This window comes from Parvibaculum sp. (assembly GCF_040882025.1).
In the GTDB taxonomy this organism is placed as follows: domain Bacteria; phylum Pseudomonadota; class Alphaproteobacteria; order Parvibaculales; family Parvibaculaceae; genus Parvibaculum.
On record NZ_JBBECC010000007.1, the window covers coordinates 21,990 to 48,069 of the forward strand.

The window sequence follows — 26,080 nt, forward strand, 5'->3', positions numbered from 1 at the left end:
GCTCAGGCCGCGTTGTGTTCGATCGCGGAAACGATATCGCCAACGACAGACCTGACAAGGCCTTCGTCGTCGCCTTCGCCCATAACGCGGATCAAGGGTTCGGTGCCCGACTTGCGGATTACGAGACGCCCGGTCTTGCCGAGACGTGCTTCGCCATCGCGGATCGCTTCTTCCACTTCCTTTTCCCGCAGCGGCTCGCCACGTTTGAAGCGAACATTTTTGAGAAGCTGAGGCAGAGGATCAAAGAGATGGCAGAGCTCACTTATCGGTCTGGTGCCGCTTTTCAGCACAGCAAGAACCTGTAGGGCGGCTATCAGGCCGTCACCAGTTGTTGAAAAGTCCTTCAGCACGATATGGCCTGACTGCTCGCCACCAACATTGTAGCCGTGCTGCCGCATATATTCGACGACATAGCGGTCGCCAACCTGTGTGCGCACAAGATCGAGATCGAGCGATTTGAGAAACCGTTCAAGCCCCAGATTGGACATGACCGTGGCGACGACACCAGGCGCCGACAGCGTTCCCATTTCCTTCCAGTGGCGGGCAATGAGACCCATGATCTGATCGCCATCGACGATCTTGCCGTTTTCATCCGCGACAATCAGACGGTCGGCATCGCCGTCGAGCGCAATACCTATATCGGCCCGGCGTTCGCGCACCGCCGCGCACATGCGTTCCGGCGCCGTCGAACCGCAATCCTCATTGATATTAAAGCCGTTGGGATCGGTGCCCACCTGCACGACGTCGGCACCGAGTTCCCAGAGCACGGCGGGCGCGACCTTGTAGGCGGCGCCGTTGGCGCAGTCGATGACGATACGCAAACCTTCCAGCGTCTGCTGCTTCGGGAAGGTGTGCTTCACATGCTCGATATAGCGCGCCTGCGCATCCTCGATACGCTTGGCACGACCAAGATCGCGTGAGCCGGCGAGATTGTCGGCCAGCCCGTTGTCCATGTGATGTTCGATCGCGAGCTCCACCTCATCGGAGAGCTTGAAGCCATCCGGTCCGAAGAGCTTGATGCCGTTATCCTCGAAGGAGTTGTGCGACGCGGAGATCATCACACCGAGATCGGCGCGCAGCGAGCGCGTCAACATGGCAACCGCCGGCGTCGGCAGCGGCCCGAACAGAAAGACGTCCATGCCCATCGAGGTGAAACCGGCAGTGAGCGCCGGTTCGATCATGTAGCCCGACAACCGTGTGTCCTTGCCGATCACGACACGATGGCGATGATCGCCGCGCCGGAAAACACGGCCTGCTGCCATGCCAATGCGCAACGCCGTCTCTGCGGTCATGTGCCCGGAATTCGCCTTGCCGCGAATGCCATCGGTCCCGAAATATTTGCGCGACATCAGTCGAACGGTCCTTGCGCCTTGTCTCTTCAATTTCGGCCTGCCAGCGCCCCCCAATTCGGACCCCGACCTGCTCCCTCAATAACTACAATACGCAGCATATGTGGCGGATATTAGAATTCTATGAGCCCATTGCAGTTAACGTTTTCTTGCCAAATCTTTCATTGGCGCCCTTTCAGGGCAGCGCGGACCGCCAGGGCATCAGCAAGCGGACCCGGTTCGTGAGTGCGGATGTAGTCCGCGCCACCGGTTGTCGCAAGCAATTCGGCGGCAAGGCTGGCTGCGCCCGCCTCCTGCGGCGAACGGCCGGTGACGGCGCGCAGGAAGGATTTCCGCGACACCGAAACGAGCAGCGGCAGCCCAAAACGGGATTTGAGCTCGCCCAGCCGCGCCAGCACCTCGAACGAAGTCTCGGGCGTCGGCCCCAGGAAAAAGCCCATGCCGGGATCGAGGATCAGGCGGTCCCGCGCAACGCCAGCCCTTTCGAGCCGCGCGATCCGCGCCTCGAAGAAGCGGCAAATGTGTTCGACGATGTCGCCCTCGGGCGCGGCGCGCCTATCGGCATTGCCGCGGCCCTGGATCGAATGCATGACGATCAGGCGTGCATCGGACGCGGCGAGCGCCGGGTGAAAATGCGCCTCGTTGAAGCCCTGAATATCATTCAGGTAGCGCGCGCCATGGACAAGCGCATGGGCTTGCGTTTCCGGCTGGAAGCTGTCGACCGACACGGCAATGCCGTCCGCAGCGAGCGCTTCCAGCACCGGCGCGAGGCGGCGTATCTCCTCCTCGGGCGGAACGGGCGTGGCATCGGGATTGGAGGAGGCCGGCCCGAGATCGACGACATGCGCCCCATCGGCGACGAGCCGGCGTGCATGGGCGATGGCAGCGTCGGGCGCGAAATACTTGCCGCCATCCGAAAAGCTGTCCGGCGTGATGTTGACGATGCCGAAAATCAAGGGGCACTGGAACATGGCGATTTCTAGCATGCCAGCCGCTTCCGATACAGATGCGGGCAGCGGCACGGTCTAGCGCAGAGGCCGGATCGGCGTGTCGAAACCGACACCCATCGCGGCGCGGACGAGATGTTCGATCACGGCGTCGAACTCTCGGGGTTTCGCGCCCGAGAACTGCATGAGCGCCACCGTGTGCCCGCCGCCAAGATAGGCGCGCGCCGCCGCTTTCACGTTGAGGGCAGCGGGAATGATCCCTTCTCGCTTGCCGCGCTCCAGAACCCTTTGTGCGATGCCGTGCAAACGGTCGAGCACATCCATGTAGCGCGGCCAGACATCCGCGCGCACACCAGTACTCCAGTCGAGCCAGACCTTGATCATGTCGGGCTTCTCCGTCGCATCGCGCGAAAAATTGACCGCCAGCGCCTCAAGCGCTTCGGGAACCGCTTTGGGACCGCCGAGCGACGACGAAACGATGTCAAGGAGATAGGCCTCCACTTCATCCAGAACGGCGGCAACGAGATCTTCCCGCGTACGAAAATAGGAGTGGACTGCGGGAACCGAAACACCCGCCCGCTCCGCGACATGGGAATGCGTCGCCCGCGCGACACCATGCTCGGCAAAGGCCGCGAGCGCACATTCGAGAAGCTGGGCGCGGCGGGCCGATGGCGCGAGCCTCGTGCGGACGGTTCTGGCGGTTGTCACGACGGACGATCTCCTTCGGGAATCGGCGGATTTCCCCGGCGAGTATAGACGGATCGGGCCGGAGCAACGCGTCGGCGGATAGGTCATTTCAACCCATATTGACTCTTTGTTCAATTGCTATTGATATATTACTCAATAATGACGAGGAGGCATACCGGGGAGGAACCGCCATGACCGCACTTGCATCCAAGACCACCGCCGCGACGGAGGCCGATAGCCTCCCTCTCGACCGGATCGACGTGAGCCGCGCCGAGCTTTTCGAACGCAATGTCGAAGGCGACTATTTCGCCCGCCTGCGCCGAGAAGACCCGGTGCATTACTGCGCCGAAAGTGCTTACGGCCCGTATTGGTCGATCACGACCTACAAGGACATCATGGCGGTCGATACAAACCACCAGGTGTTCTCTTCGGAGGCCGGGCTGGGCGGCATCATCATCGAAGACGGCATCCAGAAAAGCAGCAGCGAAGGTGCGATCGACCTGCCGAACTTCATTGCCATGGACCCGCCGAAGCACGACGAACAGCGCAAGGCCGTAAGCCCCATCGTCGCGCCTGCGAACCTTGCGAAGCTCGAGGGCACGATCCGCGAGCGCGTCGGCCGCGTGCTCGACGGCCTTCCCGTCGGGGAGGAATTCGACTGGGTGCCCGCCGTTTCGATCGAACTGACGACGCAAATGCTCGCGACCCTCTTCGATTTCCCTTTCGAGGAGCGCTCCAAGCTCACACGCTGGTCGGACGTCGCGACGGCGGAGCCCGGAAGCGGCATTGTCGACAGCTGGGAGCAGCGCACGAGCGAGCTGATGGAATGCGCCGCTTGTTTTCAGGGCCTTTGGAACGAACGTCTGAACAATCCGGGCATGGACCTCGTTTCGATGCTGGCGCATTCGCCGGCAACCCGCGACATGACCCCGCAGAACTATCTCGGCAACGTGCTGCTGCTGATCGTCGGCGGCAACGACACGACGCGCAATTCGATGACGGGCGGCGTATTGGCGCTGCATCAGAATCCGGCGGAGCTTGCAAAGCTGAAGGCCAATCCCGCACTCATCGACAGCATGGTGCCCGAAATCATCCGCTGGCAGACCCCGCTCGCACATATGCGCCGGACCGCAATCGCCGACGCGGAGGTCGGCGGCAAGACCATCCGCAAGGGCGACAAGGTGGTGATGTGGTACGTCTCCGGCAATCGTGACGAGACGGCGATCGACCGGCCGGAGGAATTCATCATCGACCGCGAACGGCCGCGCCAGCACCTCTCCTTCGGCTTCGGCGTTCACCGCTGCGTCGGCAACAGGCTGGCGGAGATGCAGATAAAGATTCTCTGGGAGGAGATATTGAAGCGTTTCTCGCGCATTGAGGTGACGGGCGAACCTGTGCGTGTGCGTTCCAACTTCGTGCGCGGCTATACCACGTTGCCCGTGCGGCTTCACGCCTGAAGGAAACGGAAATGACTGTCGTCCGATATATCGAAGCAAACGGAACCGAACACACGGTCGAGGCCGAAAATGGCATCTCGGCGATGGAAGCCGCGGTGAAGCATGGTGTACCCGGCATCGACGGCGATTGCGGCGGCGCCGCCGCCTGCGCCACGTGTCATATCTACGTCGATCCGGAATGGCTCGCGAAGACCGGCCCGGCAGCGGACGGTCTCGAAAAGAGCATGCTCGATTTCGCCGAGGATGTCCGCGAGACGAGCCGCCTGGCATGCCAGATCAAGGTCACCGGCGAACTCAACGGATTGGTGCTGCGATTGCCCGACCGACAGCACTGAACGATACGCGCCGAACAAAAAGGGAGGCTTCGAGCCTCCCTTTTCTATTCGCTATCTCGGGTTTCTATGTTCCCTGCGGTGCCGGCGGCGCACCGATCGGGCCGGTGGTCGGCACGGAGGAAACCGGACCGACATCGACCTTCTCGGGTTCGCCGCGTTCGCGTACCGGCAGATCACCCTTGAGCAGGCCAATGATTTCATCGCCGGAGAGCGTCTCATACTCAAGCAGACCTTTGGCGATTGTATGCAAATCGGCAACGTGCTCATTCAGCACTTTCTTCGCGGTCGCATAACCTTCCTCGACGATGCGCCGCACCTCGGCATCGATCTGGCGTTGCGTCTCCTCTGACATGTTCTGGTGCCGGGCCACCGAATGACCGAGGAACACTTCTTCCTCATTGTCCTGATAGGCGAGCGGTCCGAGCTTGTCGCTCATGCCCCAGCGCGTGACCATGGCCTTGGCCATTTTGGTCGCCATCGAAATGTCCGACGACGCGCCCGATGTCACTTTGTCGTGGCCGAAGATCAGTTCCTCGGCAATGCGTCCGCCCATGGCAACCGCAAGATCCGCCTTGAGCTTGGCGCGCGTAACCGAAAGCTGGTCGCGTTCCGGCAAGCGCATCACCATGCCGAGCGCGCGGCCGCGCGGAATGATCGTCGCCTTGTGGATTGGATCGGATTCCGGCATGTGCAGCGCCACAAGCGCGTGACCGCCTTCATGGTAAGCCGTGAGTTTCTTTTCCTCCTCGGTCATCACCATCGAGCGGCGCTCGGCGCCCATCATCACCTTGTCTTTGGAATCCTCGAAATCAGCCATGGTGACGAGACGTTTGCCGCGCCTGGCCGCCATCAGCGCCGCTTCATTGACAAGATTGGCGAGGTCGGCGCCGGAGAAACCAGGCGTTCCGCGCGCGATGGTGCGCGGCTCGACATCCGGTGCCAACGGTACCTTCCTCATATGGACCTTGAGAATCTTTTCGCGTCCGATGACATCCGGATTCGGCACAACGACCTGACGGTCGAAGCGGCCGGGACGCAGCAGCGCCGGGTCGAGAACGTCCGGACGGTTGGTCGCGGCAATCAGAATGATGCCTTCATTGGGCTCGAAGCCGTCCATCTCCACCAGAAGCTGATTCAGCGTCTGTTCGCGTTCGTCGTTTCCGCCCCCAAGACCGGCGCCACGATGACGGCCGACCGCGTCGATTTCATCGATGAAGATGATGCAGGGCGCGTTCTTTTTCGCCTGCTCAAACATGTCGCGCACGCGGCTTGCGCCGACGCCGACAAACATCTCGACGAAGTCGGAACCGGAAATCGTGAAGAAGGGCACATTAGCCTCGCCGGCAATGGCACGCGCCAGCAAGGTCTTGCCGGTGCCGGGCGGTCCGACCAGCAGCACGCCCTTCGGAATGCGCCCGCCGAGCCGCTGGAACTTGGCCGGATCGCGCAGGAAGTCGACGATCTCTGTGAGATCGTCCTTGGCCTCGTCAATACCGGCAACGTCGTCGAACATGACGCGACCATGTCGTTCAGTCAGAAGTTTCGCCTTCGACTTGCCGAATCCCATGGCTTTGCCGCCGCCGCCCTGCATCTGGCGCATGAAGAAAATCCAGACCGCAATGAGGAGCAGCATGGGGAACCAGGAAACGAGCACCCCGAGAAGCGAGGGCACGTTTTCGTCCGACGGCTTGGCCGTGATCTGGACACCCTTGTCGTAAAGCCGGTTGACCAGCGTAGGGTCTGCCGGCGCATAGGTCGAGAAACGGCGTCCATCGGCATACTGGCCGGTGATCTTGTCACCCTGGATGGTCACCTCGCGCACAGTACCCGCTTCCACATCGGACAGCAGCCGCGAAAAATTGATCTCGGTAGAGGCGGCGTTTTGCGGCGCCGGCCCCTGAAACAAGTTGAAAAGCGCTATCAACAGCAGCGCACCCAGCACCCAAACGGCGAAATTCTTGAAATTGGACAAAGGCTTTACCTTCTCTACCTGACGACAGGCTCAGCTCTGCAGGGGACGTGCCAGCGGACTCCCTGCTCTCGACTGTTTCTAATCTATGAGAAACATAGTGACCATATAAAGGTTTACCAAGGCCTTTGGATCGCTTTCCTGAGGCCCATCAAAGGGTAGGCATCGCCCCGTTAGCGACGAATTTGGGCAAAAAATTTAAATGGGGCGAGCAGAGCCCGTGCTTTGACACCCGCATCAGCCGTCTCTAGATGAGGCACTGACAACAGCGACGCCCCGGCCCAGAGCCCAGGCAACGCCATCAGGGCAGCTTTGGGAACGAGCGGTAGCACCACACCAGCCGTTGCCAACGCCGAAAGCCCTTCCGGGCCAAGCGCCCGCACGTCGACATACGAGTATCCTCCCGCCGCTTCAAGCGTTACATCGAAACGACCATCCCACCGACCAGCTTCACCGGGCGCGAGACGCAGAGACGGCGTTTTCCGCGCCGCCGCCAGCTCCCGCGCGGCCAAAAGCCGCCCGCGCGTCATCTCGAATTTCACACCATTGAGTGTCCGCCCTCGCCCCAGGGTCCCCTCAAGCAGCGCAGCATCGATCGCCATCACCCGCTCCATGCGGGGCCCATAGGTGCGCCCGCTCACGACTTTCAGAATCGCGGCAAGCGCCCGCAGGCGCGTCTCGGCGGGCGCAGCGACAAGCCCCGCCGCATCGGCCTCGACATGGCCGAACGGGGAGAGTCCTGCATGAGCGGCCAGCAGCGTCGCAACCTCTGCCTCAAGCACTTCGCGCACCCGTCCCATTCTCGCTGCTGTATCGGCGAAGCCCGCTGCATCGAAACCAAGGGACTCAAACAGTACCAACGCCTGCCGAATCTTGACGCGGTCGAAGCGGTCGTTCTCGTTGCTTGGATCGAGGACCGGTTCAAGCCCGGTCCGCGCCACGGTCGCAGCAAGGCGGCCGCGCGGCAAGTCGAGCAGCGGCCGCAACAACCGCACCGGCGGATCGCTCCCGTCGAGCGCCCGCTCGGACGGCATTGCCGACAATCCGTCAACGCCGCTACCTCGACGCAGGCGCAGCAAGAATGTCTCTGCCTGATCCTCAAGATGATGAGCAACGAGAAGATCGCGAACACCAAGCTCGCGACAAGCGGCCGCGAGCAATCGATAACGCGCATCGCGTGCCGCCGCCTGTATGTCGCTTTCCGGCTTCGATCCTTCCCACGACAGAACGCGGTGCGGAACATCCAGCGCGGAAGCAAGCTGCCCCGCGATCGCCGCTTCTGTCGCCGAGCCGGCGCGAAGGCCATGATCGACGGTAAGCGCGACAAGCCGAGCGCCAGGTCGGCTTCGAATCCATCCGGCAGCAAGAATCAACAGCGCCAGCGAGTCCGGTCCGCCGGAGAAAGCGACCGCAATTGCGTTCGATGGATTGTGTCGACACAATCGCTCGGCGAACTCCTCTGGCAGAACGGGAAGATCGCCGGACGACACCGGATCTTCGCGAGCATGCATCAGGTTTCTTCCTTCTGCGGATTGATCTCCGGTCGACAACTCAGCAGCCGGCCTTTTCGCGTTCCAGCTTGTTGCGGGCGACGACCGCGGGCGAGGCTTGCGGGAATCGCGAGCCCAGTTCGCTCCAGACCGTGCAGGCCGCATCCTTGTTGCCGAGCGCGGCAAGGCTCATGCCGAGTTTCAACAGGCTGTCGGGCGCTTTGTTGCTCGACGAATAGGTCGTATAGCCGGTAAGGAACGCATCGCCTGCCTCCTTGTGCCGGTTCTGCGCATAATAGGTCTCGCCCAGCCAATATTGCGCGTTGCCCGCAAGCGTGTCCTTCGGATGGAGCTGCAGGAACTCGATAAACGCGGCGCGCGCCTGATCGTACTGGCCGCGTTTCATCAGATCGATCGCAAAGTCGTATTGCACCTGAGGTGTGCCGTTAGGAAGCACGGTCGCAGCCGGCGTTGAAGCGGCAGGAGCCACGCCGAGCGAACCTTCAGCGGACGCTGGCCCGCCGCCAGTCTCGCCCTCATCATCGGCCGGCGATGTCGCGCCGCCAGGGGCCGTCGCCGCGCTACCGCCCTGCGCATCCTGAAAGCGCATATCGGTGTCGGCCTTGAAGAGCTGCAAATCCCGGTTCATCTGTTCGACGCGATGCCCCATCTCTTCCAACGTACCGTTGAGACGACGGACCTGCTCTTCAAGTTCAAAAATTCGCGACTGGGCATCGGCCGCTCCAGCGCCGCTGCCGAGCGGCGTGGGTACGCCCGTAGACGCACCACTGCCATAGCTCTGCCGTTGCAGATCGGTTATTTCACGCTCAATCCGGTCGAGCCGATTGCCGATCGCACGCATATCGACATCGCCGCCTGACTGCGCAACCGCGGCATCTGCGGCCAGCAAGGACAGGCCGGCCAGAGCGGAAGCCGCAATGGTCCAAAGGACGCCATGTTTCCGTCGAAAACCGGGATGCAATCGAACCTCCAGCGCGTATCTCACTCGACCCTCCGCATCGTAACTGCAACTACGACAAAATTGGGGCGTACTTGCCCGTGCCAGAAACCAAAGAAGCGCCCTTCCGCAACCAGCGGAAGAGCGCTCCCAGGAATTAAGCCGCTGTTGACGATGGCGTAGCTTAACTGCCGACGCCAGACGCAACCACTGTCACGGCGCGGCGGTTCTGACCCCAGCAATTGTCGTTGGAGTCGAGGCAGACCGGACGCTCTTTGCCGTAGGATACGGTGTTGATACGGCCCGAATTGACGCCAAGGCTCACGAGATAATCCTTTGCGGCGTTGGCACGACGGCCACCCAGCGCAAGGTTGTATTCCCGCGTGCCGCGCTCGTCGGCATGACCTTCAAGAGTAAAAGTCAGGTTTGGGTAGAGCTGCATCCACGCCGCCTGACGCTGCAGGGTGGCGCGGGCTTCGTCGCCAAGCGACGACTGGTCGGTGTCGAAGAAAACGCGGTCGCCGACATTCGCGACCAGCTCTTCTTGCGTGCCGGGGGTGATGGTGCCGGCGCCTGAGGTCGAGCCATCGGAAGTATCGGTGGGTTTCGAGCTGCAAGCGGCCAACATGAAGAAAGCAGCGGCCACAGCGGCAATCCGCAGGCCAGCATTCGGGGACTTCATTTCGAGTGATCTCCTTTTGATCTCAGCGGCCATGGCGCCTCAGCGCTCAATCGATTTGTTACTTTTGCACGAGACGCCCCGCGACAAAACAGGCTACGCCCCATTTATCCGGAGAAATCCACGTACAAGCTCTTACTGACTCCGGCACTCCGGGTGGCCAGTTCGCATCGCCCACAATTGGCCGACGCTGGGGGTTGCTGTACCGCAACACATTGTTTGCCACAGGCTTGTCTACTACGCAAGAAGCGCCAGCCACTCTGCGGCTTTTCGGTCAAGTTTACGTGACATTTTTACATCATATTTTAAGCAGTGAAGCTCCAGAGAGATACCGAATACTTGTTTTAGTTATTGAATGCGTGGAGACCATGCCGGGTCGGAGGCAAAGGTCGGCGTTGCTGCCGGGCGCTCGTTGTGACCGGTCACATCGACCGACCAGAGGCTCGGCCCCCCCTGAGCGCCGCGTGTCTCACGGAAGAACATCAATACACGCCCGTTGGGAGCCCATGTCGGCCCTTCATTGTGAAACCCTTCGGTCAGCACCCGGTCGCCAGTGCCGTCCGGACGCATCACACCGATCACAAAGCGCCCGCCCGAGATTTTGGTGAAGGAAATGAGATCGCCACGCGGCGACCAGACCGGCGTCGCGTAGCTCCCCTGCCCGAAGCTGATGCGCCGCTGGTTCGAACCGTCGGCATTCATCACGTAGATTTGCTGCGCGCCGCCACGGTCGGACTCGAACACAATCTGGCGACCGTCCGGCGAGTAGCTGGGCGCTGTGTCGATAGCGGCCGTGTTTGTGAGTCGCGTCACCTGCCGACTACGAAGATCCATCGTGTAGATGTCCGCATTGCCGCCGCGCTGCAGGCTCATGATGATCTTCTGGCCGTCCGGCGAGAAACGCGGCGCAAATGTCATGCCCGGGAACTCGCCGACCACTTCCTGCTGGCCCGTTTCAATGTCGAGCACATAGACGCGCGGCGCGTTGTTCCGATAGGCAAGATAGGTGATTTCCTGCGAGTTGGGGCTGAAGCGCGGCGTCAGTACCAGCTCGCGGCCGTTGGTCAGCATGCGTGGATTGTGGCCGTCTTGATCCATGATCGTCAGGCGCTTGATGCGATTGTTCTTTGGCCCCGTTTCCGAAACATAGACGATGCGCGTATCGAAATATCCATCCTCGCCAGTTAGACGCTTGTAGATAGCGTCGGAAATCAGATGCGCGACGCGCCGCCAGTTGTCGGGCGTCGTAAAGAACTGGAGACCGGTAAGCTGCTGCTCGGCATAAACGTCCCACAGGCGAAACTCGACGCGGAGACGGCCGTCCGACTCCATGCGCGCCTGACCGGTGACGAGCGCCTGCGCGTTGATGATGCGCCAATCGCCGAAACGCGGCTGAACGTTGATGTCGCTGAGTTTTTCGATGAAGGCCGCCTTGGGCAACGGCCTGAACAGGCCTGAACGCTCGAGGTTATTCGTCACAACGCCGGCAATGTCCGCACCGACGGGACTATCCTCGCCAGGCATGCCCAGAAAATCGACGATTGCCACCGGCACGGGATCGACATGACCCTCGGTAATGTCGATTTGCAGAGCGGCGTGCGCAGGCACAGCAAAAGCCATCGCCACGGCGAATGTCGCCAACGCCAGCCGCTTCAGGCTCCGCTCTCTTTGCCGTGATATGCGAAAATTGGTCATTGCGCTTAACTCCCAGGACGACGGGCTATCCGCCCAACATTTCTCTCGGATCGAAATTCATATCTATTTCGCGCCAACTTGCATATTTGTCGGGCGGCATCTTGAACGGCTGACACAGGCGGATGGCACGCATCGCGCTGTCTGCTGCGGCTTGATAATAGGAACCGCCCGTAATCAGCTTCGAGCGGTCGAGAAGCTCCGGCGGCCGCGCCAACGATCCGTCCTGATTGAGATAGATCTTGATTCTCACGACCAATTGCTCGGCATTTGGAGCGCCCGCAGGAACGCTCCAGCAACGGCGCATTTGCACTTTCAACGCATCTTTCTCGCTCAGTGTCAGTCGCATCTCCGGGTCATCCGTACGCGGTGCATCGACATCCTCCTCGACCTTCGGTGAGGGTTGCGGTTTCGACGCCGCGTCCGGCTCCTTGTTCAGCAGCGCGGCAATTTTGTTCGGATCGAATTTGCGTTCTGGCTCCTTCTTGGGCGGCGCCGGCTTCTCTACCTTCTTTTCGACAGGCTTCGGCGGCTCCTTCTTTTCCACCGTCTTTTCCGGCAAGGGTTCCGGTTCCTGCTCAGGCGGCGGGGGCGCCGGCTGCGGCGCAGGCGGCGTCTCCGCTTTCGGCCGCTCTATTTCTTTCGACGGCTCAGGCTCCTCGACCGGCGGCAGCGGCTTTTCAATCTTCGGAAGACGCTTGAGATTCGTCAGCTCGTCCACCGTAATGAGATCGACAGGCAGCGCACGCGTCTCCACCGAGGGCAGTTCCTCGGGTGAAGGAAAGGTCGCCAGTGCCAACGCCACGATCAGGCCATGCGCAGCGACCGAAAAGAGAACAGAATTGCGCATTCTCGCTATTTATCTTTCGCCGGCCCCGCGCGCCGGCTTTACTTCGGACTCCGTCACGAGAGCGACACGGGAAAACCCGGACGAACTGATGACACCCATCACCTTCATCACTTCCGAGTAGGGAAGCGATCCATCGGCGCGCACGAAAATGCGCTGCTCATACCCATTCTCCGCGATGGCAAGCAGTTGCGGCACCATGGCGTCGATTTCTGTAGGCGTCTCCTGCACGAAAATTTCGCCGTTGCCATTGAGCGTGATTGTCAGCGGTTCGTTGTCGCCTGAAATCGGCGCTGCTTGCGTTTTCGGCAAATCCACCGGCACGCCGACCGTCAGCAACGGCGCCGCCACCATGAACACGATCAGCAACACCAGCATCACGTCGACGACCGGCGTCACGTTGATCTCGGCCATCGGCGCCCGGCTGTAGCGGCCGCGCCCTGACTTTCTGTTCCCTGCCGACATCCCCATAGATCAGCTCCGTTCGTCGAGTTGCCGCGACAGGATGGCGGAGAACTCATCCGAGAAGCTTTCGAGCCGCGCGCCGATCCGCGAGACCTGGTTGGCGAAGCGGTTGTAGAAGATGACCGCCGGAATGGCGGCGAGCAGTCCGAGCGCCGTTGCGAAAAGGGCTTCGGCGATGCCTGGTGCAACGACGGCCAGGTTGGTATCGCGGCTTATCGCGATCGACTGAAATGCATTCATGATGCCCCAGACCGTGCCGAAAAGGCCGATAAAGGGCGCCGTCGCACCAACGGTCGCCAGAAACAGAAGCCGACCCTCGAGATTCATCATTTCGCGGCTGATCGTTACCTGCATCACCTTGTCGACCCGCTCCTTGAGGCCGATGAAGGAACTCGATGCGATCTCCTGCGATCGTCGCCATTCGCGCATCGCCGCGATGAAAAGCGCGGACAGCGGGTGCTGCGGCCGATGCCCCATTTCCTGGTAGAGGTCGTCAAGCGACCGGCCCGACCAGAAAATGCGCTCGAACTGGTCGGCACGCCGCTCGACGCGGGCGAAGCGCCACCATTTGTCGAAAATGATCGCCCAGGACCAGACCGAGGCAAAAAGCAGGCCCAGCATGACGAGCTTGACGACGATGTCGGCACGCAGGAACAGCCCCCACATGGAGAAGTCCATTGCAGCGGTATCCACCGTCGTCTCGGCGATGATCTGGGCAGTGGTAGCGGGATCCATCAGATTGCCTCTCCGTGCTGTCAGGCTCGATGCAGGGAGCGGCACATCGCAGACGCGGCCTCCGCATCCGGGCAATCCGTGCCCGCTGCGCCTTGCCGTTGAATGTGTGCCCCCGAATTGAGGCCGAAGTTAGTCTTTCAATTATGTCATTACCGTGGCGCGATTCTGAATTACGGCTGCCCCCTCAAGAGGTTAGCGGTCCGGTGTTGCGGAGCGACAACATCGCAGCGGCCGACCTCTTGAGATCCTGTTTAACCGTTTCCGGCGGCGACAAAGGGCGCCAGCGCATCTCGCACCCCGGCGGGCAGTCGGCGCGGCCGGCCGCCGGGGTCGAGGCAAGCCGCCAAGACCCGTGCCCGCCAGATCGGCTCCGGTTCGCCACCCTCGGCGAGCCGCAGGATCGCCTGCTCCGCTTCGATCCGCGCGCCGCTGGCCCTCACGTAACGGGTCCTGACCTCGAGCCGGTCGTCGATACGAGCGGGTCTGAGAAAGTCGATTTCCATGCGATGGACGGCAAAAGCCAGCGGCGCCGCGCCTTCGAAGAGATCGGCATGATGAACGCCGATCAATCGGAGGAAATCGGACCGGCCCCGCTCGGCGAACCGCAAATAGTTGGCGTGATAGACGATGCCCGAAAAATCCGTGTCCTCGTAGTAAACCCGGACAGGCAGACGATGGGTCTGGCCGTCGATCCGGCCGGCAAGATCGGGCCAATCGAAACTCATTGCTGGTCGCCACCCTCGTCACCGTTGAAGAGCGCGCCCTGCCCTGCGGTCCCGCTCGGAGGCGGTGCAATGCCGAGATGCGAGAAGGCGGCGGCCGTCAGCATCCGGCCGCGTGGGGTCCGGTTCACCAGTGCCTGCTGGATCAGATAGGGCTCGATGATCTCCTCGATGGCATCGCGCGGTTCGGAAAGCGCGGCGGCGATTGTCTCGACACCGACCGGCCCGCCCGAAAAACCGACGGCAATGCACCGGAGATAACGGTGATCGAGCGCGTCGAGCCCCAATTCGTCGACTTCGAGCCGTCGCAACGCCTTGTCGGCCGCATTTGCATCGATCGCACGCACGCCTTCGACGGCGGCAAAATCGCGCACGCGGCGCAAAAGTCGGCCAGCGATGCGCGGCGTTCCGCGCGCACGGCGCGCAATTTCATGCGCACCGTCGGATGTCATCTCGATACCCAGGACGCGCGCACCGCGCCGCACGATACTTTCGAGTTCGACGATCTCGTAGAAGTTGAGCCGCACGGGAATGCCGAAACGATCGCGCAGCGGCGTTGTCAAAAGCCCTGTTCGCGTCGTCGCGCCAATCAGCGTAAAGGGCGCCAGTTCGATGCGGACCGACCTTGCGCCAGGCCCCTCCCCGATAATGAGGTCGAGCTGAAAATCCTCCATCGCCGGATAGAGAATTTCCTCGACCGCCGGCGCCAACCGGTGAATTTCGTCGATAAAAAGCACATCACGCGGTTCGAGATTGGTGAGAAGTGCAGCCAGATCGCCCGCCCTGGAAATGACGGGTCCCGAGGTCGCCCGGAAATTGACACCCAATTCGCGCGCCACGATTTGCGCCAGCGTCGTCTTGCCGAGACCTGGCGGACCGGCGAAAAGCACATGATCGAGCGCCTCGCCTCTCGCCCGTGCCGCTTCGATGAAGACCGAGAGGTTCTCCCTGGCCCGCGCCTGCCCAACGAAATCGGCGAGCACCTGTGGCCGGAGCGAGCGCTCGAACTCGTCCTCCGCTCGTTTGGCCGCGCCGAGAAGGCGTTCCGTCATCGCGCCAGCTCCTTGAGACCCTGCCGAATCAACACCTCGGCGCTTGCATCCGCATCAACCCGGCGGGCCGCAGACGAAACCGCACTTGCGGCCTGCGCGGCGGGATAACCCAGATTGACGAGTGCCGACACCGCATCGCGCATCGGTTCGGAGGCCGGAGCAACATCGATATCGACACCGTTCAGAACCACCGCAAGACCGGCCCCTGCCGGTGCCTTGTCTTTCAACTCGGCGACAATGCGTGCCGCAACTTTCGGCCCGACACCGGGCGCCGCCGACACTGCCTTCTTGTCGTCAAGCGCGATCGCCCGAGCGAGGTCAGTCGGCGTCAGGGCGCCGAGCACACCGAGTGCAACACGCGTGCCTACGCCCTGCACGCCCAGCAGCAGACGGAACCATTCGCGTTCGCCGTCGCTCGCAAAACCGATCAGGCGGATCGCCTCGTCGCTCATCTTGGTTTCGATGGAAAGCGTCACCGGGTTGCCCAACGCCGGCAATGCGGAAAGCGTTCGCCGCGAACAGGTGACATGATAGCCGACGCCACCGACATCGACGACAACCCAGTCCTCACCCGTTGAATCGACAATGCCTTTGAGCTTGCCGATCATCGCGAAGCTCCCGCCCGTAGAAGAGCCGCTGCGATCCGCTCGTCGGCGCCACCCGAATGGGCATGACAAATGGCAATGGCAAGCGCATCGGCGGCATGCTCGGTAGCGGGTTTCGCGCCTGGCAAAAGCATTTCGACCATCAGCCCGATTTGCGCCTTTGCCGCGTGGCCGGCGCCGACCACCGATTTCTTGATCCGGTTTGGCGCGTACTCGGCAACCGGCAAACCGGCTCGCGCGACGACCAGAAGCGCAACGGCCCGCGCCTGACCGAGCTTCAGCGCCGCCGCCACATCGCGCGCCACAAACGCCTGCTCGACCGCTGCGGCATCGGGCGCATGGCGATCGAGTACATCGAGAAGTCCTGCCTCAATCTCGACAAGCCGCTGTGCAAGCGTCAACTTTGAACTTGAAACAACCGTGCCGTTGGCAAGATGGACGAGCTTCGATCCGGCAATCTCGATCACGCCCCAACCGGTCGCGCCGAGGCCCGGATCGATGCCGAGAATTCTGAGCGGTACCGGCATGGGCGGCTGGTCCTCCAGGCAGACAAGCTGCAAACGTCTACCGGGTTCACATCCGTGACGGGAGCCGGAACGGAAGCCATGGACCCATCCTGGTGGATCGATCAGGCCGACATCTTCTCCAGCACCGAATCGGACATCTCGAAGTTCGCATAAACCTGCTGTACATCGTCGTTGTCGTCCAGCGCTTCGAGCATCTTGAGCACCGTCTCGGCTTTCTCGTCGTCGAGGCCTATGGTGTTCTGCGGTTTCCAGACGATGCGGGCCGTACGCGGTTCACCGAAACGGCCCTCAAGCGCCTTGGCGACTTCATGCAATGCGTCGGGGGCGCTGTAGAGTTCATGAGCTTCAGCGCTCGATTGGCAGTCGTCGGCGCCCGCCTCGATGGCAGCTTCAATCATGTCGTCGGCGCTCGCGGCTTCCGCCGGATACTCAATCAGACCCAGCCGGTCGAACATGAAGGAAACCGAACCGGTTTCGCCGAGATTGCCGCCGTTTTTTGTGAAAATGGCCCGCACCTCGCCAGCCGTCCGGTTGCGATTGTCGGTCAGTGTCTCGACGATGACACCGATGCCGCCCGGGCCGAACCCTTCATAACGAACCTCTTCGTAGTTCTCGCCGCCCTGATCCGTGCTGCGCTTGATCGCGCGCTCGATATTGTCCTTGGGCATGTTTTCGGCACGTGCCGCCTGAATAGCGGCCCGCAGCCGCGGGTTATACTCAGGGTCGGGCAAGCCCATTTTGGCCGCCACGGTAATTTCCTTGGCAAGCTTGGCGAACATCTTGGCGCGCTTCTTGTCCTGCGCGCCCTTGCGGTACATGATGTTCTTGAATTGTGAATGGCCGGCCATTCCGTCTCCCAACACTCATCGGTGCAAGCTGGATTTGGGCGCTTTTATAGAAGCCGCCTCAGCCAAAATCCAGTATCCGCCAACATAGCCAAATACACGCCGAAATCGTCTATGTCGGATATATACATCTCTCACGTGTATTAGGCGATTCGGGCGGCATTGCGAACTCTCCACAGATGGTCTCGGAAAATCACTGTCTCCGATCCCTCGGCCAACGCCGAACAATTCCTGCTCGGGCTCTCAGCCGCGGTAAATTTCGGTCGGCCAGGCATAGTCGCCGGACAGGGCGCGATCGAAAACGACCTCTTCGATGAAACGCGCGACCAGGCGCTCGCTGAACAACGAGTGATAACGCGCATGACCGTTACGCGCGATACGCTGGCGTTCGTTGTCGTTCTTCAGGAAATAGCGCAGCCGATCCGCCAGGTCGTCGACATCGCGGTAGAAAGCAAATTCCTCGTCGGAGAAAATATCGTCATACCCTGTCGAACGCGAGACGAAGACCAGAAGCCCGTTGCCCGCATACTGGGCAAAGCGATCCGACGAATAGAGATAATGGTCGTTGGCCCGATTGAGGTTGAGGCCCATACGCGCCGAAGCGATCGCCTCGAAATAGGCACTCCCATATACATAAGGCCGCTCCGCCAACCCGTAAAACGCATAGCGTGCCTCCGGAACCCGCGCCGCGATCTCACGCATCATCTGTCCCCGTTGAGGGGTCGTCCGCTCGGTGCCTATGGCGCACAGAAAGTCGAACGGTTGATCATTCCGCGCAAAACATTTCAGCGTTTCGATCGACAAATCCGCCGGATTCGGAATGAACGCCATCCCGTGCGTGGGTGTTGCAAATTCCTTCAGTCGCTCGCCTGCTGTGGTGATGAAGGTCACATCCGCCACTTCGGCGAAGCGCCGGATGCGCGGCGGGTTCTCGGGAATAAAAATCGGGTCGAGATTAACAACTGCGACACGGAGACCAGGCAGCAGGCTCCGTATTTCGCGCACCGTGTGGTTCGACACCTTGTCCGCGTGGAAGAGCACCAGCAGATCGGGCCGAAAATTCTCGCAGAGCTCCAGCAAGCGTCGATTGACATGCCGTGTGCCAGCGCGTCCGATGCCGAAACGCCCCTGTTCGCGCGCCACGTCCCGGTCGCTGAACGGCATTACGAGATGACCGTTGCGCACGAAGCCGTTTGTCAGCTTGCGCACCGTTGCATAGAAATTGATGCCGGCCCGCTTTTCATTGTAGTTGCCCGCCAGTACAATTCGCATCTGCGTCAAATCTCCGGCAAGGCGGAACGAAGGCGCCCGCCGATGCGAATGGGCTCGACGCGACGTGCAAGACCCGATCCCGCATCTGTTTCCACAAACACGCCGCACAGCGTTGCCGGCCCCATGGCAGGCTGAAAACGGCCGCTCGGGATTTTTGTGATGAACCGATTGAGTGGCTCATCCTTTTCCATTCCAATGACGGAGTTGTAATCGCCGCACATGCCAGCATCCGTCTGGTACGCGGTGCCGCCGGGGAGCACCTGTGCGTCGGCGGTCGGAACATGGCTGTGCGTACCGACAACGAGCGACGCGCGCCCGTCGCAAAAATGCCCCATCGCCATCTTCTCCGATGTCGCCTCGGCATGAATGTCGACCACAATCGCATCGGCCGCCTGCCCAAGCGGACAGGCATCGAGTTGACGCTCAACCGCCTCGAACGGGCAATCGAGCGCTTCCATGAAAACGCGGCCGAGCGCATTTACGACCAGTACGCGGGCGCCCGAGGCGCTTTCCACAAGCGTCGCACCGCGCCCCGGCGTACCGGCAGGGTAGTTGACGGGACGGATCAAGCGTGGTTCTCGCTCGATATGAACCAGCGCTTCGCGCTGGTCCCACGAGTGATTGCCGAGCGTGATGACATCGGCGCCTGCATCGAAAACCTCGTCGCAAATCGCTCCAGTGATGCCGAAGCCGCCAGCGGCGTTCTCGCCGTTGACGACCACAAAATCAAGCTGCAGAGCGCGGCGCAACCCGGGCAATTCGGCAATCAGCGAGTCACGCCCGCTGCGGCCCACAATATCCCCCAGAAACAGAAGTCTCATTTTCACACTCCGGAAGGCGCGGCGGCAAAAAGGCGCGCGCCTGCTTCGGTCACAACCCAGTCGAGCCGGGCATCGAATTTCTCTTCCGGCAGGTCTTCGACCTCCTGCGCAGAAAAGGCAACCCCGACCGCAAGAACACCGGTTACCTCACGCCTGAGCGCGGCAAGCGTACGGTCATAATAGCCCCCTCCATAGCCGATACGCCGGCCCAGCCGGTCGAACGCCAAGAGCGGCACCAGCATGACATTGGGCCGGCACACGGGAGCGCCCGGAGCAGGCTCGCGCGTGCCATGCGCACCGGCAAAAAGCGCATCGCCTGGCTGCCACCGCAGAAAGGCCAGCGGCGCGTCCTTGCGAGCGACACGGGGCAACGCACACTCATGCCCCTTCGCCGAAGCGCGCACCAGAATTTCCGACGGATCGGCCTCACTCCCCATCGCCACATAGCCGGCGACGCGGGCTTGGGCCGAGAGGGGGATGAAGTTGAAAAAATGATCGGCGATCCGGGCCCCGGCCTCTGGCCCGGCCGCATCCCGCGCGGCATCTCGACGCAGGATCGCTGCGGCGCGCACCGCCCGCTTCGCCGCATTCATACCGCCAGTCCGGGAAGAGATGAGAAAGGTGGGGCCGCCTTGGCCGTTGGAACTTCGTTCCCCGGAGACCTACTAACGTAGGTGGGCGCCGTGTGAAGAAGACCACGGTCTCCCTCAGGGACAGCTCCCTTGAGGACCGTAAGGCCCCGAGAGTATGTGTTCCTGACGTACCAGGCAGCACCCGGCTCTATTCTATCGGCCTTGGAGACCCCTCGGGTCAAGCACGTAACGTCGCGACGGAACGGAGCGTGGCTCACGCCGCCTCGATGCGTTTGGCAAGATCCTCGATGCGCCGCGCCGCATTATCGAGCACATCGGCAAGCACATCCTCCGCCTCCCGCGACCGGTCCAGCGCCGAACTGCGGGCGCCGGAGAGATTCTCGATCTCCTGGTCCAGCAATTTCGCCTTCTGCAGCGCCTCCGACAACTCATCGGTAATCAGCAACCCCGCCATCAGCAACAAACGGGCATCACCGACCTGTCCGACTTCCTGCGCCAATGTCGTCATATGCTTGTTCATATAGGCCGCAAGCTCGCGGACATGATCTTCCTCGCCATCGCCACAGGCGACCGTATAGGTGCGATCGTTCAGCGAAACTTTGACCTGTCCCATCGAAATCCCCTTCCCGGGCCTTTTCAGGCCTCGGCCAGCACCTCGCGAATGCCTTCGATGGCGTTCGCTAATGTCTCCGATGCGCGCTCGTTGAGTTCGTTGAGTCTGCGCGCCTCCGACCGCATCTGGTCGAGTTCTTCAGCAAGACCGGACCTGTCTTCTTTCAACGCGTCGACTTCTTCCTGCAGACGCTTTGCCGCCTGCGCGCGCACCACTTGCCGATTGATCGTCGCTTCCAGCTTGTCAACGGCGCTTGAGAAGCGCTCCAACGCCGAATCGAGTTTTCTCATGCTTTTTGTCCGGCTTCGAGGTGCTCTATGGCCTCGCGGCCCAAGATAGGCGGTGCAGGGAAACCAGGTCAACGGCGCCCCTGCCGATAACGCCACCAACGATATGCGAAAACGCAGGAAGATGTGCCTGAAAACGGCTGCCGGGGCGCCCATTCCGGCATTGACTCAACATGGTCCCGTGGTCATTGTGGCGCCGCTCTCGGGAGGGCCCGATCCGAGCCAGACCTGCGGTTCTTGAAACCCGCGACCTCCATGCCCGCTCAGGCCCGCCTGGGCTACAGAGTGACACATGACACCAACCGAAAAATCTGCTGTCGCCGAAAAGGCGAAAGCCTCAACCGGAAGGGCGCCGGCAGCGTCCCACGTGACCCTCGCCAATGCGATCCGCGCACTCGCGATGGACGCGGTGCAGCGGGCCAACTCCGGCCATCCGGGCATGCCGATGGGCACGGCCGACATAGCGACAGTCCTCTTCACACGCTTCCTGAAGATCGACCCGCGCGCGCCGGACTGGCCGGATCGTGACCGCTTCGTGCTTTCGGCCGGTCACGGTTCGATGCTGCTCTATGCCGTTAACTACCTGCTCGGTTATGAGGATATGACCATTGAGCAGATCAGGAATTTCCGCCAGCTCGGCTCGATTACCGCCGGACACCCCGAATACGGTCACGCGGCGGGCGTGGAAACCACCACAGGCCCGCTTGGCCAGGGAATTTCGACAGCCGTCGGCATGGCGCTTGCCGAGCGCCTGCTCGCTGCACGCTTCGGCGACAAGGTCGTGGATCACCACACCTATGTACTGGCCTCCGATGGCGACCTCATGGAAGGTGTCAGCCACGAAGCAATCAGCCTCGCCGGTCATCTCAAACTCTCGAAGCTGATTGTCCTTTACGATGACAACGGCATCACGATCGACGGCGCACTTTCCTTGTCGGAATCGGGAGACGCACTGAAGCGCTTCGAGGCCGCGGGCTGGAATGCGACCCGCATTGACGGACACAACCCCGACGAGATTGCCGCTGCCATCGAGAAGGCTCAGAAGTCCGACCGCCCAACCTTGATCGCCTGCCACACGGTGATCGGTTATGGCGCGCCCAACAAGCAGGGCAAATCTTCTGCACATGGCTCGCCCCTCGGCCAGGAGGAGATCGCACTGGCGCGCGGCGCACTCGGCTGGACAGCCGAACCTTTCGTCATCCCGACCGAAATACTTGACGCCTGGCGTATCGCCGGCCTGCGCAATGTCAAGGCACGCAAGGCATGGGAAGAGCGTCTTGCAGCGCTTGATGCACCGCGCCGCACCGAATTCGAACGTAGCCTCTCCGGCGACCTGCCGGCGGAGCTCGGCAAGGCGATTTCCGCCTACAAGGAAAAGCTGGTCGCCGAGAAGCCGAAATGGGCGACGCGCAAATCTTCCGAAGAAGCGTTGAATGTCATTAATGCCGTGCTGCCCGAGATGATTGGCGGTTCGGCCGACCTGACGGGCTCCAACAACACCCGTTCGAAAGAGCAGAAGGTTGTGACGGCTGAGGATTTCTCTGGCTCCTTCATCCATTACGGCATTCGCGAACATGGCATGGCCGCCGCGATGAACGGCATGGCGCTGCACAAGGGCCTTATCCCCTATTCAGGTACCTTTCTCGTCTTCACCGATTATTGCCGTCCGGCGATCCGCCTCTCGGCGCTGATGGGACAACGGGTCATCTATGTGATGACCCATGACAGCATAGGCCTCGGCGAAGACGGTCCGACACACCAGCCGATCGAACATCTGGCGAGTCTGCGCGCCATGCCGAACCTGCTGGTCTTCCGCCCGGCAGATGCCGTCGAAACCCTCGAATGCTGGCAACTGGCACTCGAAGCGAACGACACGCCATCCGTACTCGCCCTGACGCGCCAGAACCTCACGCCGGTCCGGCTTGAGAATTCCGCGAAAAACCTTTGCGCGCGTGGCGCCTACGAACTCTCGCCGGCATCGGCCAAGGCCAGGGTTTCCCTGCTGGCGACCGGATCGGAAGTCGAAATCGCCATGGCCGCACAAGCGATGCTCGAAAAGGACGGCATTCCGGCACGCGTCGTTTCGATGCCCTGCCTCGACCTCTTCGAGCGGCAGTCGCGCGAGTTTCGTGAGGGCATGCTGGGCGAAGGCACGGTGAAAATCGCCATCGAAGCCGCCATCCGCTATGGCTGGGACCGCTATATCGGCGCCGACGGCGACTTTATCGGCATGGAAGGTTTCGGGGCATCGGCTCCGGCGCCCGACCTCTACAAGCATTTCAACATCACCGCCGAGGCGGCCGTGGCCGCGGCCAAGGCCCGCCTCGCGGAAAAATCGTAAGACATCACCAGGCTCGGGAGAAAAAAATGGCTGTGCGCGTTGCGATTAACGGATTCGGGCGGATCGGGCGGCTGGTGCTGCGCGCCATCGCGGAATCGGGCCGCAAGGACATCGCGGTCGTGGCGATCAACGATCTCGGTTCGGTCGACGCCAATGCTTTGTTGCTGAAATATGACAGCGTCCACGGCCCCTTCCCCGGCAAGATCAAGACGACGAAGTCGAGCATGGATCTCGGACGCGGCCCCATCAAGGTGATCGCCGAGCGCGACCCGTCGAAGCTGCCGTGGAAAGACCTCGGTATCGACATTGCACTCGAATGCACCGGGCTCTTCACCGCCCGCGACAAGGCAGCTGCCCACCTGAAAGCCGGCGCGAAGAAGGTGCTGATCTCGGCACCGGGCGAAGATGCGGACCTGACGGTCGTCTACGGTGTCAATCACAAGGACCTGAAGAAGTCGCACAAGATCGTCTCCAACGCGTCATGCACCACCAACTGCCTCGCGCCGGTGGCGCAGGTACTGCACAAGTCCTGCGGCATCGAGCAGGGTTACATGACGACGATCCATGCCTATACGGGCGACCAGAACACCGTCGACACGCTGCACAAGGATCCGCGCCGGGCACGCGCTGCCGCCGTTTCGATGATCCCCACCTCGACCGGCGCCGCAAAGGCAGTCGGCCTTGTCCTGCCGGAGCTGAAAGGCAAGCTCGACGGCACCTCGATCCGCGTCCCGACGCCGAACGTGTCGGTGATCGATCTCGTTTTCACGGCGAAAAAGAAAGTAACGGCGGAAGAGGTGAACGCGGCGATCATCGCCGCCTCCAAGGGTCACCTCAAAGGCATCCTGGCGACGACCAACGAGCCCAACGTTTCGATCGATTTCAACCACAATCCTGCCTCGTCCACCTTCGATCTGACCCAGACGCAGGTGATCGACGGCAAGCTGGTGCGGGTGCTGAGCTGGTACGACAACGAGTGGGGCTTTTCCAATCGTATGGGCGACACGGCGGTCGCGATGGGCAAGCTTCTCTGATCGGAGCCTTCGAGACTCATGGCCGGTCACAAGACACTCGATGACCTCTTTGTAGCCGCCGACCTCAAGGGTCTTCGCGTGCTGGTCCGCGCCGATCTCAACGTGCCGATGCAGGACGGAAAGGTGACCGACGCCACGCGGCTCGAACGCGTGGCGCCGACCCTGACGGAACTTGCGGGCATGGGCGCGAAGGTCGTCGTGCTGTCGCATTTCGGCCGCCCTAAAGGCAAACCGGACACCAAATACACGCTGAAGCCCGTTGCCGTGGCGCTTTCGGCTCACACCGGCAGCAAGGTAGCCTTCGCCGAGGATTGTATCGGCGACGCCGTCGCGCGCGCCGTCGACGCCCTTGCGCCCGGTGACATTCTCGTGCTCGAGAACACGCGCTTTCATGCGGGTGAGGAACAGAACGACCCGGATTTTGCCGCCGCGCTGGCCAAAAACGGCGATGTCTATGTCAACGATGCCTTTTCCTCTGCCCATCGCGCCCATGGCTCGACCGAAGGCATCACCCGTTTCCTGCCCTCCTATGCCGGACGGGCGATGGAAGCGGAATTGACGGCACTCGACGCCGCACTGGGCAACCCGCAGCGCCCGGTTGTCGCCGTCGTCGGCGGCGCCAAGATTTCGACCAAAATCGCATTGCTCGGAAATCTTGTGAAAAAGGTCGACGCGCTCGTCATCGGCGGCGGCATGGCCAACACTTTTCTGGCGGCACAGGGCAAGAAAATCGGCAAGTCGCTCTGCGAACCGGATCTTTTCGATACCGCCCGCCACATTCTTGCCAACGCGCGCGCCGAGAATTGCGACATCATCCTGCCGACCGACGTGGTGGTCGCCGCCGAATTCAAGGCCGGCGCTGCCGCACATACGGTTTCGGCAGATGCAGTACCGGAGGACATGATGATCCTCGATGTCGGGCCCGACACGCTGAAACATCTGGCGGGCCGCTTCGAAACCGCCAAAACGGTGGTCTGGAATGGACCGCTCGGCGCCTTTGAGGTGCCGCCCTTTGACCGCGGCACGGTCGAGGCCGCGCGCCTCGTCGCCATGCGCAGCAAACAGGGAGAACTCGTGTCGGTTGCCGGGGGCGGCGACACGGTTGCGGCGCTGAACGAGGCAGGCGCGGCGGACGATTTCACCTATGTATCGACCGCCGGCGGTGCCTTCCTCGAATGGATGGAAGGCGCGGAACTGCCGGGTGTCGCAGCGCTGGCAAGAGAATAGGCCGCAAGGCAAGACTTGATCGAGAGGGTAAGAACATGACTGAGACGCTTGAATCGATTGCGCAGGCGATGGTCGCGCCGGGCAAGGGCATCCTGGCCGCCGACGAAAGCTCGGGCACAATCAAGAAACGTTTCGACAGCATCAACACGGAATCGACGGCCGACAGCCGCCGCGACTATCGCGAGATGCTGTTCCGCACCGAAGAGGCGATGAAGAGCTATATCTCGGGCGTGATCCTCTATGACGAAACGATCCGCCAGAAGGCAAAGGATGGCACGCCGCTGGTCGACCTGATCAAAAAGGCCGGATCGATCCCCGGCATCAAGGTCGACACGGGCGCCAAGGACATGCCCGGTTTCCCCACCGAAAAGGTGACCGAGGGCCTCGACGGGCTCGCCGAACGCTTGGCGGAGTACCACGACCTTGGCGCACGCTTCGCGAAATGGCGCGCGGTGATCGACATTGCAGCCGGCATCCCGACCCGCACCTGCCTCGAAGCCAATGCCGAAGCGCTCGCGCGCTATGCGGCGC

27 protein-coding genes and 1 other RNA gene are annotated in these 26,080 nt (G+C 61.7%); 6 read left to right on the forward strand and 22 right to left on the reverse strand.

The features are described from left to right. Positions 1-2: 2 nt before the first annotated feature. The 3 genes from glmM to WEB61_RS00575 all read right to left on the reverse strand — a co-directional run bounded on the left by glmM (position 3) and on the right by WEB61_RS00575 (position 3,004). Positions 3-1,349, reverse strand: coding sequence for a phosphoglucosamine mutase (gene glmM / locus WEB61_RS00565; RefSeq protein WP_368062379.1), 1,347 nt, complete (start codon positions 1,347-1,349; stop codon positions 3-5). Positions 1,350-1,510: 161 nt separating this feature from the next. Beyond that, entirely contained in the window at positions 1,511-2,320 is an 810-nt protein-coding gene (folP, locus tag WEB61_RS00570; protein WP_368062404.1) for a dihydropteroate synthase, read from the reverse strand. 54 nt (positions 2,321-2,374) lie between these two features. Next, positions 2,375-3,004 (reverse strand): TetR/AcrR family transcriptional regulator, encoded by a 630-nt coding sequence (locus tag WEB61_RS00575; RefSeq protein WP_368062380.1) that lies wholly within the window; start codon positions 3,002-3,004, stop codon positions 2,375-2,377. Positions 3,005-3,174: 170 nt separating this feature from the next. Between WEB61_RS00575 and WEB61_RS00580 the strand changes: the two genes are divergently transcribed. Further along, complete coding sequence (locus WEB61_RS00580) at positions 3,175-4,440, forward strand: cytochrome P450 (RefSeq protein WP_368062381.1); 1,266 nt, start codon at positions 3,175-3,177, stop codon at positions 4,438-4,440. 11 nt (positions 4,441-4,451) lie between these two features. Then, on the forward strand, positions 4,452-4,775 hold the full coding sequence (locus tag WEB61_RS00585) for a 2Fe-2S iron-sulfur cluster-binding protein (RefSeq protein ID WP_368062382.1): 324 nt from the start codon (positions 4,452-4,454) through the stop codon (positions 4,773-4,775). A 64-nt stretch (positions 4,776-4,839) separates the two neighbouring features. On the opposite strand, the gene ftsH is transcribed toward WEB61_RS00585, so the two are convergent. The 19 genes from ftsH to WEB61_RS00680 all read right to left on the reverse strand — a co-directional run bounded on the left by ftsH (position 4,840) and on the right by WEB61_RS00680 (position 20,950). Continuing rightward, entirely contained in the window at positions 4,840-6,747 is a 1,908-nt protein-coding gene (ftsH, locus tag WEB61_RS00590) for an ATP-dependent zinc metalloprotease FtsH (protein ID WP_368062383.1), read from the reverse strand. A gap of 170 nt (positions 6,748-6,917) precedes the next feature. Next, positions 6,918-8,255 (reverse strand): tRNA lysidine(34) synthetase TilS, encoded by a 1,338-nt coding sequence (tilS, locus tag WEB61_RS00595; RefSeq protein WP_368062384.1) that lies wholly within the window; start codon positions 8,253-8,255, stop codon positions 6,918-6,920. Positions 8,256-8,295: 40 nt separating this feature from the next. Next, positions 8,296-9,240, reverse strand: a complete 945-nt coding sequence (gene ybgF / locus WEB61_RS00600; RefSeq protein WP_368062385.1) for a tol-pal system protein YbgF — start codon at positions 9,238-9,240, stop codon at positions 8,296-8,298. Positions 9,241-9,376: 136 nt separating this feature from the next. Then, the gene (gene pal, locus WEB61_RS00605; RefSeq protein WP_368062386.1) at positions 9,377-9,907 is read right to left on the reverse strand and encodes a peptidoglycan-associated lipoprotein Pal; all 531 of its coding nucleotides are present in this window, start codon (positions 9,905-9,907) and stop codon (positions 9,377-9,379) included. Positions 9,908-10,219: 312 nt separating this feature from the next. Continuing rightward, positions 10,220-11,491: a Tol-Pal system beta propeller repeat protein TolB gene (gene tolB / locus WEB61_RS00610; RefSeq protein ID WP_368062405.1), complete on the reverse strand. Its 1,272-nt coding sequence runs from the start codon at positions 11,489-11,491 to the stop codon at positions 10,220-10,222. A gap of 100 nt (positions 11,492-11,591) precedes the next feature. Further along, a complete protein-coding gene (locus WEB61_RS00615) occupies positions 11,592-12,413 on the reverse strand; it encodes a hypothetical protein (protein WP_368062387.1) in 822 nt (273 codons plus the stop codon). Between the two features lie 9 nt (positions 12,414-12,422). After that, positions 12,423-12,824 carry an ExbD/TolR family protein gene (locus tag WEB61_RS00620; protein WP_368062388.1) on the reverse strand — a complete coding sequence of 134 codons (402 nt, stop codon included), beginning with the start codon at positions 12,822-12,824 and terminating at the stop codon, positions 12,423-12,425. A 60-nt stretch (positions 12,825-12,884) separates the two neighbouring features. Next, on the reverse strand, positions 12,885-13,610 hold the full coding sequence (gene tolQ / locus WEB61_RS00625) for a protein TolQ (RefSeq protein ID WP_368062389.1): 726 nt from the start codon (positions 13,608-13,610) through the stop codon (positions 12,885-12,887). Positions 13,611-13,861: 251 nt separating this feature from the next. Then, a complete protein-coding gene (locus tag WEB61_RS00630) occupies positions 13,862-14,335 on the reverse strand; it encodes a YbgC/FadM family acyl-CoA thioesterase (RefSeq protein ID WP_368062390.1) in 474 nt (157 codons plus the stop codon). Continuing rightward, on the reverse strand, positions 14,332-15,384 hold the full coding sequence (gene ruvB, locus WEB61_RS00635) for a Holliday junction branch migration DNA helicase RuvB (RefSeq protein ID WP_368062391.1): 1,053 nt from the start codon (positions 15,382-15,384) through the stop codon (positions 14,332-14,334). Before ruvB ends, WEB61_RS00630 begins: the two co-directional genes overlap by 4 nt. Then, on the reverse strand, positions 15,381-15,992 hold the full coding sequence (gene ruvA, locus WEB61_RS00640; RefSeq protein WP_368062392.1) for a Holliday junction branch migration protein RuvA: 612 nt from the start codon (positions 15,990-15,992) through the stop codon (positions 15,381-15,383). Before ruvA ends, ruvB begins: the two co-directional genes overlap by 4 nt. After that, a complete protein-coding gene (ruvC, locus tag WEB61_RS00645) occupies positions 15,989-16,516 on the reverse strand; it encodes a crossover junction endodeoxyribonuclease RuvC (RefSeq protein ID WP_368062393.1) in 528 nt (175 codons plus the stop codon). Before ruvC ends, ruvA begins: the two co-directional genes overlap by 4 nt. A gap of 101 nt (positions 16,517-16,617) precedes the next feature. Further along, positions 16,618-17,364, reverse strand: coding sequence for a YebC/PmpR family DNA-binding transcriptional regulator (locus WEB61_RS00650; RefSeq protein WP_368062394.1), 747 nt, complete (start codon positions 17,362-17,364; stop codon positions 16,618-16,620). 240 nt (positions 17,365-17,604) lie between these two features. Next, positions 17,605-18,633 (reverse strand): glycosyltransferase, encoded by a 1,029-nt coding sequence (locus WEB61_RS00655; protein ID WP_368062395.1) that lies wholly within the window; start codon positions 18,631-18,633, stop codon positions 17,605-17,607. Between the two features lie 5 nt (positions 18,634-18,638). Beyond that, positions 18,639-19,454, reverse strand: coding sequence for a YmdB family metallophosphoesterase (locus WEB61_RS00660; RefSeq protein WP_368062396.1), 816 nt, complete (start codon positions 19,452-19,454; stop codon positions 18,639-18,641). 2 nt (positions 19,455-19,456) lie between these two features. After that, the gene (locus WEB61_RS00665) at positions 19,457-20,047 is read right to left on the reverse strand and encodes a 5-formyltetrahydrofolate cyclo-ligase (protein ID WP_368062397.1); all 591 of its coding nucleotides are present in this window, start codon (positions 20,045-20,047) and stop codon (positions 19,457-19,459) included. A gap of 27 nt (positions 20,048-20,074) precedes the next feature. Continuing rightward, positions 20,075-20,231, reverse strand: a non-coding RNA gene (gene ssrS / locus WEB61_RS00670) — 6S RNA. A gap of 69 nt (positions 20,232-20,300) precedes the next feature. After that, positions 20,301-20,660 (reverse strand): cell division protein ZapA, encoded by a 360-nt coding sequence (locus WEB61_RS00675; RefSeq protein ID WP_368062398.1) that lies wholly within the window; start codon positions 20,658-20,660, stop codon positions 20,301-20,303. Between the two features lie 23 nt (positions 20,661-20,683). Beyond that, positions 20,684-20,950: a DUF4164 family protein gene (locus WEB61_RS00680; RefSeq protein WP_368062399.1), complete on the reverse strand. Its 267-nt coding sequence runs from the start codon at positions 20,948-20,950 to the stop codon at positions 20,684-20,686. A gap of 289 nt (positions 20,951-21,239) precedes the next feature. Between WEB61_RS00680 and tkt the strand changes: the two genes are divergently transcribed. The 4 genes from tkt to WEB61_RS00700 all read left to right on the forward strand — a co-directional run. Then, on the forward strand, positions 21,240-23,288 hold the full coding sequence (gene tkt, locus WEB61_RS00685) for a transketolase (RefSeq protein WP_368062400.1): 2,049 nt from the start codon (positions 21,240-21,242) through the stop codon (positions 23,286-23,288). 26 nt (positions 23,289-23,314) lie between these two features. Then, complete coding sequence (gene gap, locus WEB61_RS00690) at positions 23,315-24,322, forward strand: type I glyceraldehyde-3-phosphate dehydrogenase (protein ID WP_368062401.1); 1,008 nt, start codon at positions 23,315-23,317, stop codon at positions 24,320-24,322. 18 nt (positions 24,323-24,340) lie between these two features. Continuing rightward, on the forward strand, positions 24,341-25,549 hold the full coding sequence (pgk, locus tag WEB61_RS00695) for a phosphoglycerate kinase (protein WP_368062402.1): 1,209 nt from the start codon (positions 24,341-24,343) through the stop codon (positions 25,547-25,549). Between the two features lie 35 nt (positions 25,550-25,584). Beyond that, the coding region (locus WEB61_RS00700; RefSeq protein WP_368062403.1) for a class I fructose-bisphosphate aldolase at positions 25,585-26,080 on the forward strand (496 nt) is incomplete at its 3' end.

Bases quoted from the DNA above. Each gene is read 5' to 3' on its own strand.
- glmM (WP_368062379.1), bottom strand. From the start codon at position 1,349: ATGTCGCGCAAATATTTCGGGACCGATGGCATTCGCGGCAAGGCGAAT.
- folP (WP_368062404.1), bottom strand. From the start codon at position 2,320: ATGTTCCAGTGCCCCTTGATTTTCGGCATCGTCAACATCACGCCGGAC.
- WEB61_RS00580 (WP_368062381.1), top strand. From the start codon at position 3,175: ATGACCGCACTTGCATCCAAGACCACCGCCGCGACGGAGGCCGATAGC.
- WEB61_RS00585 (WP_368062382.1), top strand. From the start codon at position 4,452: ATGACTGTCGTCCGATATATCGAAGCAAACGGAACCGAACACACGGTC.
- tilS (WP_368062384.1), bottom strand. From the start codon at position 8,255: ATGCATGCTCGCGAAGATCCGGTGTCGTCCGGCGATCTTCCCGTTCTG.
- pal (WP_368062386.1), bottom strand. From the start codon at position 9,907: ATGGCCGCTGAGATCAAAAGGAGATCACTCGAAATGAAGTCCCCGAAT.
- tolB (WP_368062405.1), bottom strand. From the start codon at position 11,491: ATGGCTTTTGCTGTGCCTGCGCACGCCGCTCTGCAAATCGACATTACC.
- WEB61_RS00615 (WP_368062387.1), bottom strand. From the start codon at position 12,413: ATGCGCAATTCTGTTCTCTTTTCGGTCGCTGCGCATGGCCTGATCGTG.
- WEB61_RS00620 (WP_368062388.1), bottom strand. From the start codon at position 12,824: ATGGCCGAGATCAACGTGACGCCGGTCGTCGACGTGATGCTGGTGTTG.
- tolQ (WP_368062389.1), bottom strand. From the start codon at position 13,610: ATGGATCCCGCTACCACTGCCCAGATCATCGCCGAGACGACGGTGGAT.
- WEB61_RS00630 (WP_368062390.1), bottom strand. From the start codon at position 14,335: ATGAGTTTCGATTGGCCCGATCTTGCCGGCCGGATCGACGGCCAGACC.
- ruvB (WP_368062391.1), bottom strand. From the start codon at position 15,384: ATGACGGAACGCCTTCTCGGCGCGGCCAAACGAGCGGAGGACGAGTTC.
- ruvA (WP_368062392.1), bottom strand. From the start codon at position 15,992: ATGATCGGCAAGCTCAAAGGCATTGTCGATTCAACGGGTGAGGACTGG.
- ruvC (WP_368062393.1), bottom strand. From the start codon at position 16,516: ATGCCGGTACCGCTCAGAATTCTCGGCATCGATCCGGGCCTCGGCGCG.
- WEB61_RS00650 (WP_368062394.1), bottom strand. From the start codon at position 17,364: ATGGCCGGCCATTCACAATTCAAGAACATCATGTACCGCAAGGGCGCG.
- WEB61_RS00655 (WP_368062395.1), bottom strand. From the start codon at position 18,633: ATGCGAATTGTACTGGCGGGCAACTACAATGAAAAGCGGGCCGGCATC.
- WEB61_RS00660 (WP_368062396.1), bottom strand. From the start codon at position 19,454: ATGAGACTTCTGTTTCTGGGGGATATTGTGGGCCGCAGCGGGCGTGAC.
- WEB61_RS00665 (WP_368062397.1), bottom strand. From the start codon at position 20,047: ATGAATGCGGCGAAGCGGGCGGTGCGCGCCGCAGCGATCCTGCGTCGA.
- WEB61_RS00675 (WP_368062398.1), bottom strand. From the start codon at position 20,660: ATGGGACAGGTCAAAGTTTCGCTGAACGATCGCACCTATACGGTCGCC.
- WEB61_RS00680 (WP_368062399.1), bottom strand. From the start codon at position 20,950: ATGAGAAAACTCGATTCGGCGTTGGAGCGCTTCTCAAGCGCCGTTGAC.
- tkt (WP_368062400.1), top strand. From the start codon at position 21,240: ATGACACCAACCGAAAAATCTGCTGTCGCCGAAAAGGCGAAAGCCTCA.
- gap (WP_368062401.1), top strand. From the start codon at position 23,315: ATGGCTGTGCGCGTTGCGATTAACGGATTCGGGCGGATCGGGCGGCTG.
- pgk (WP_368062402.1), top strand. From the start codon at position 24,341: ATGGCCGGTCACAAGACACTCGATGACCTCTTTGTAGCCGCCGACCTC.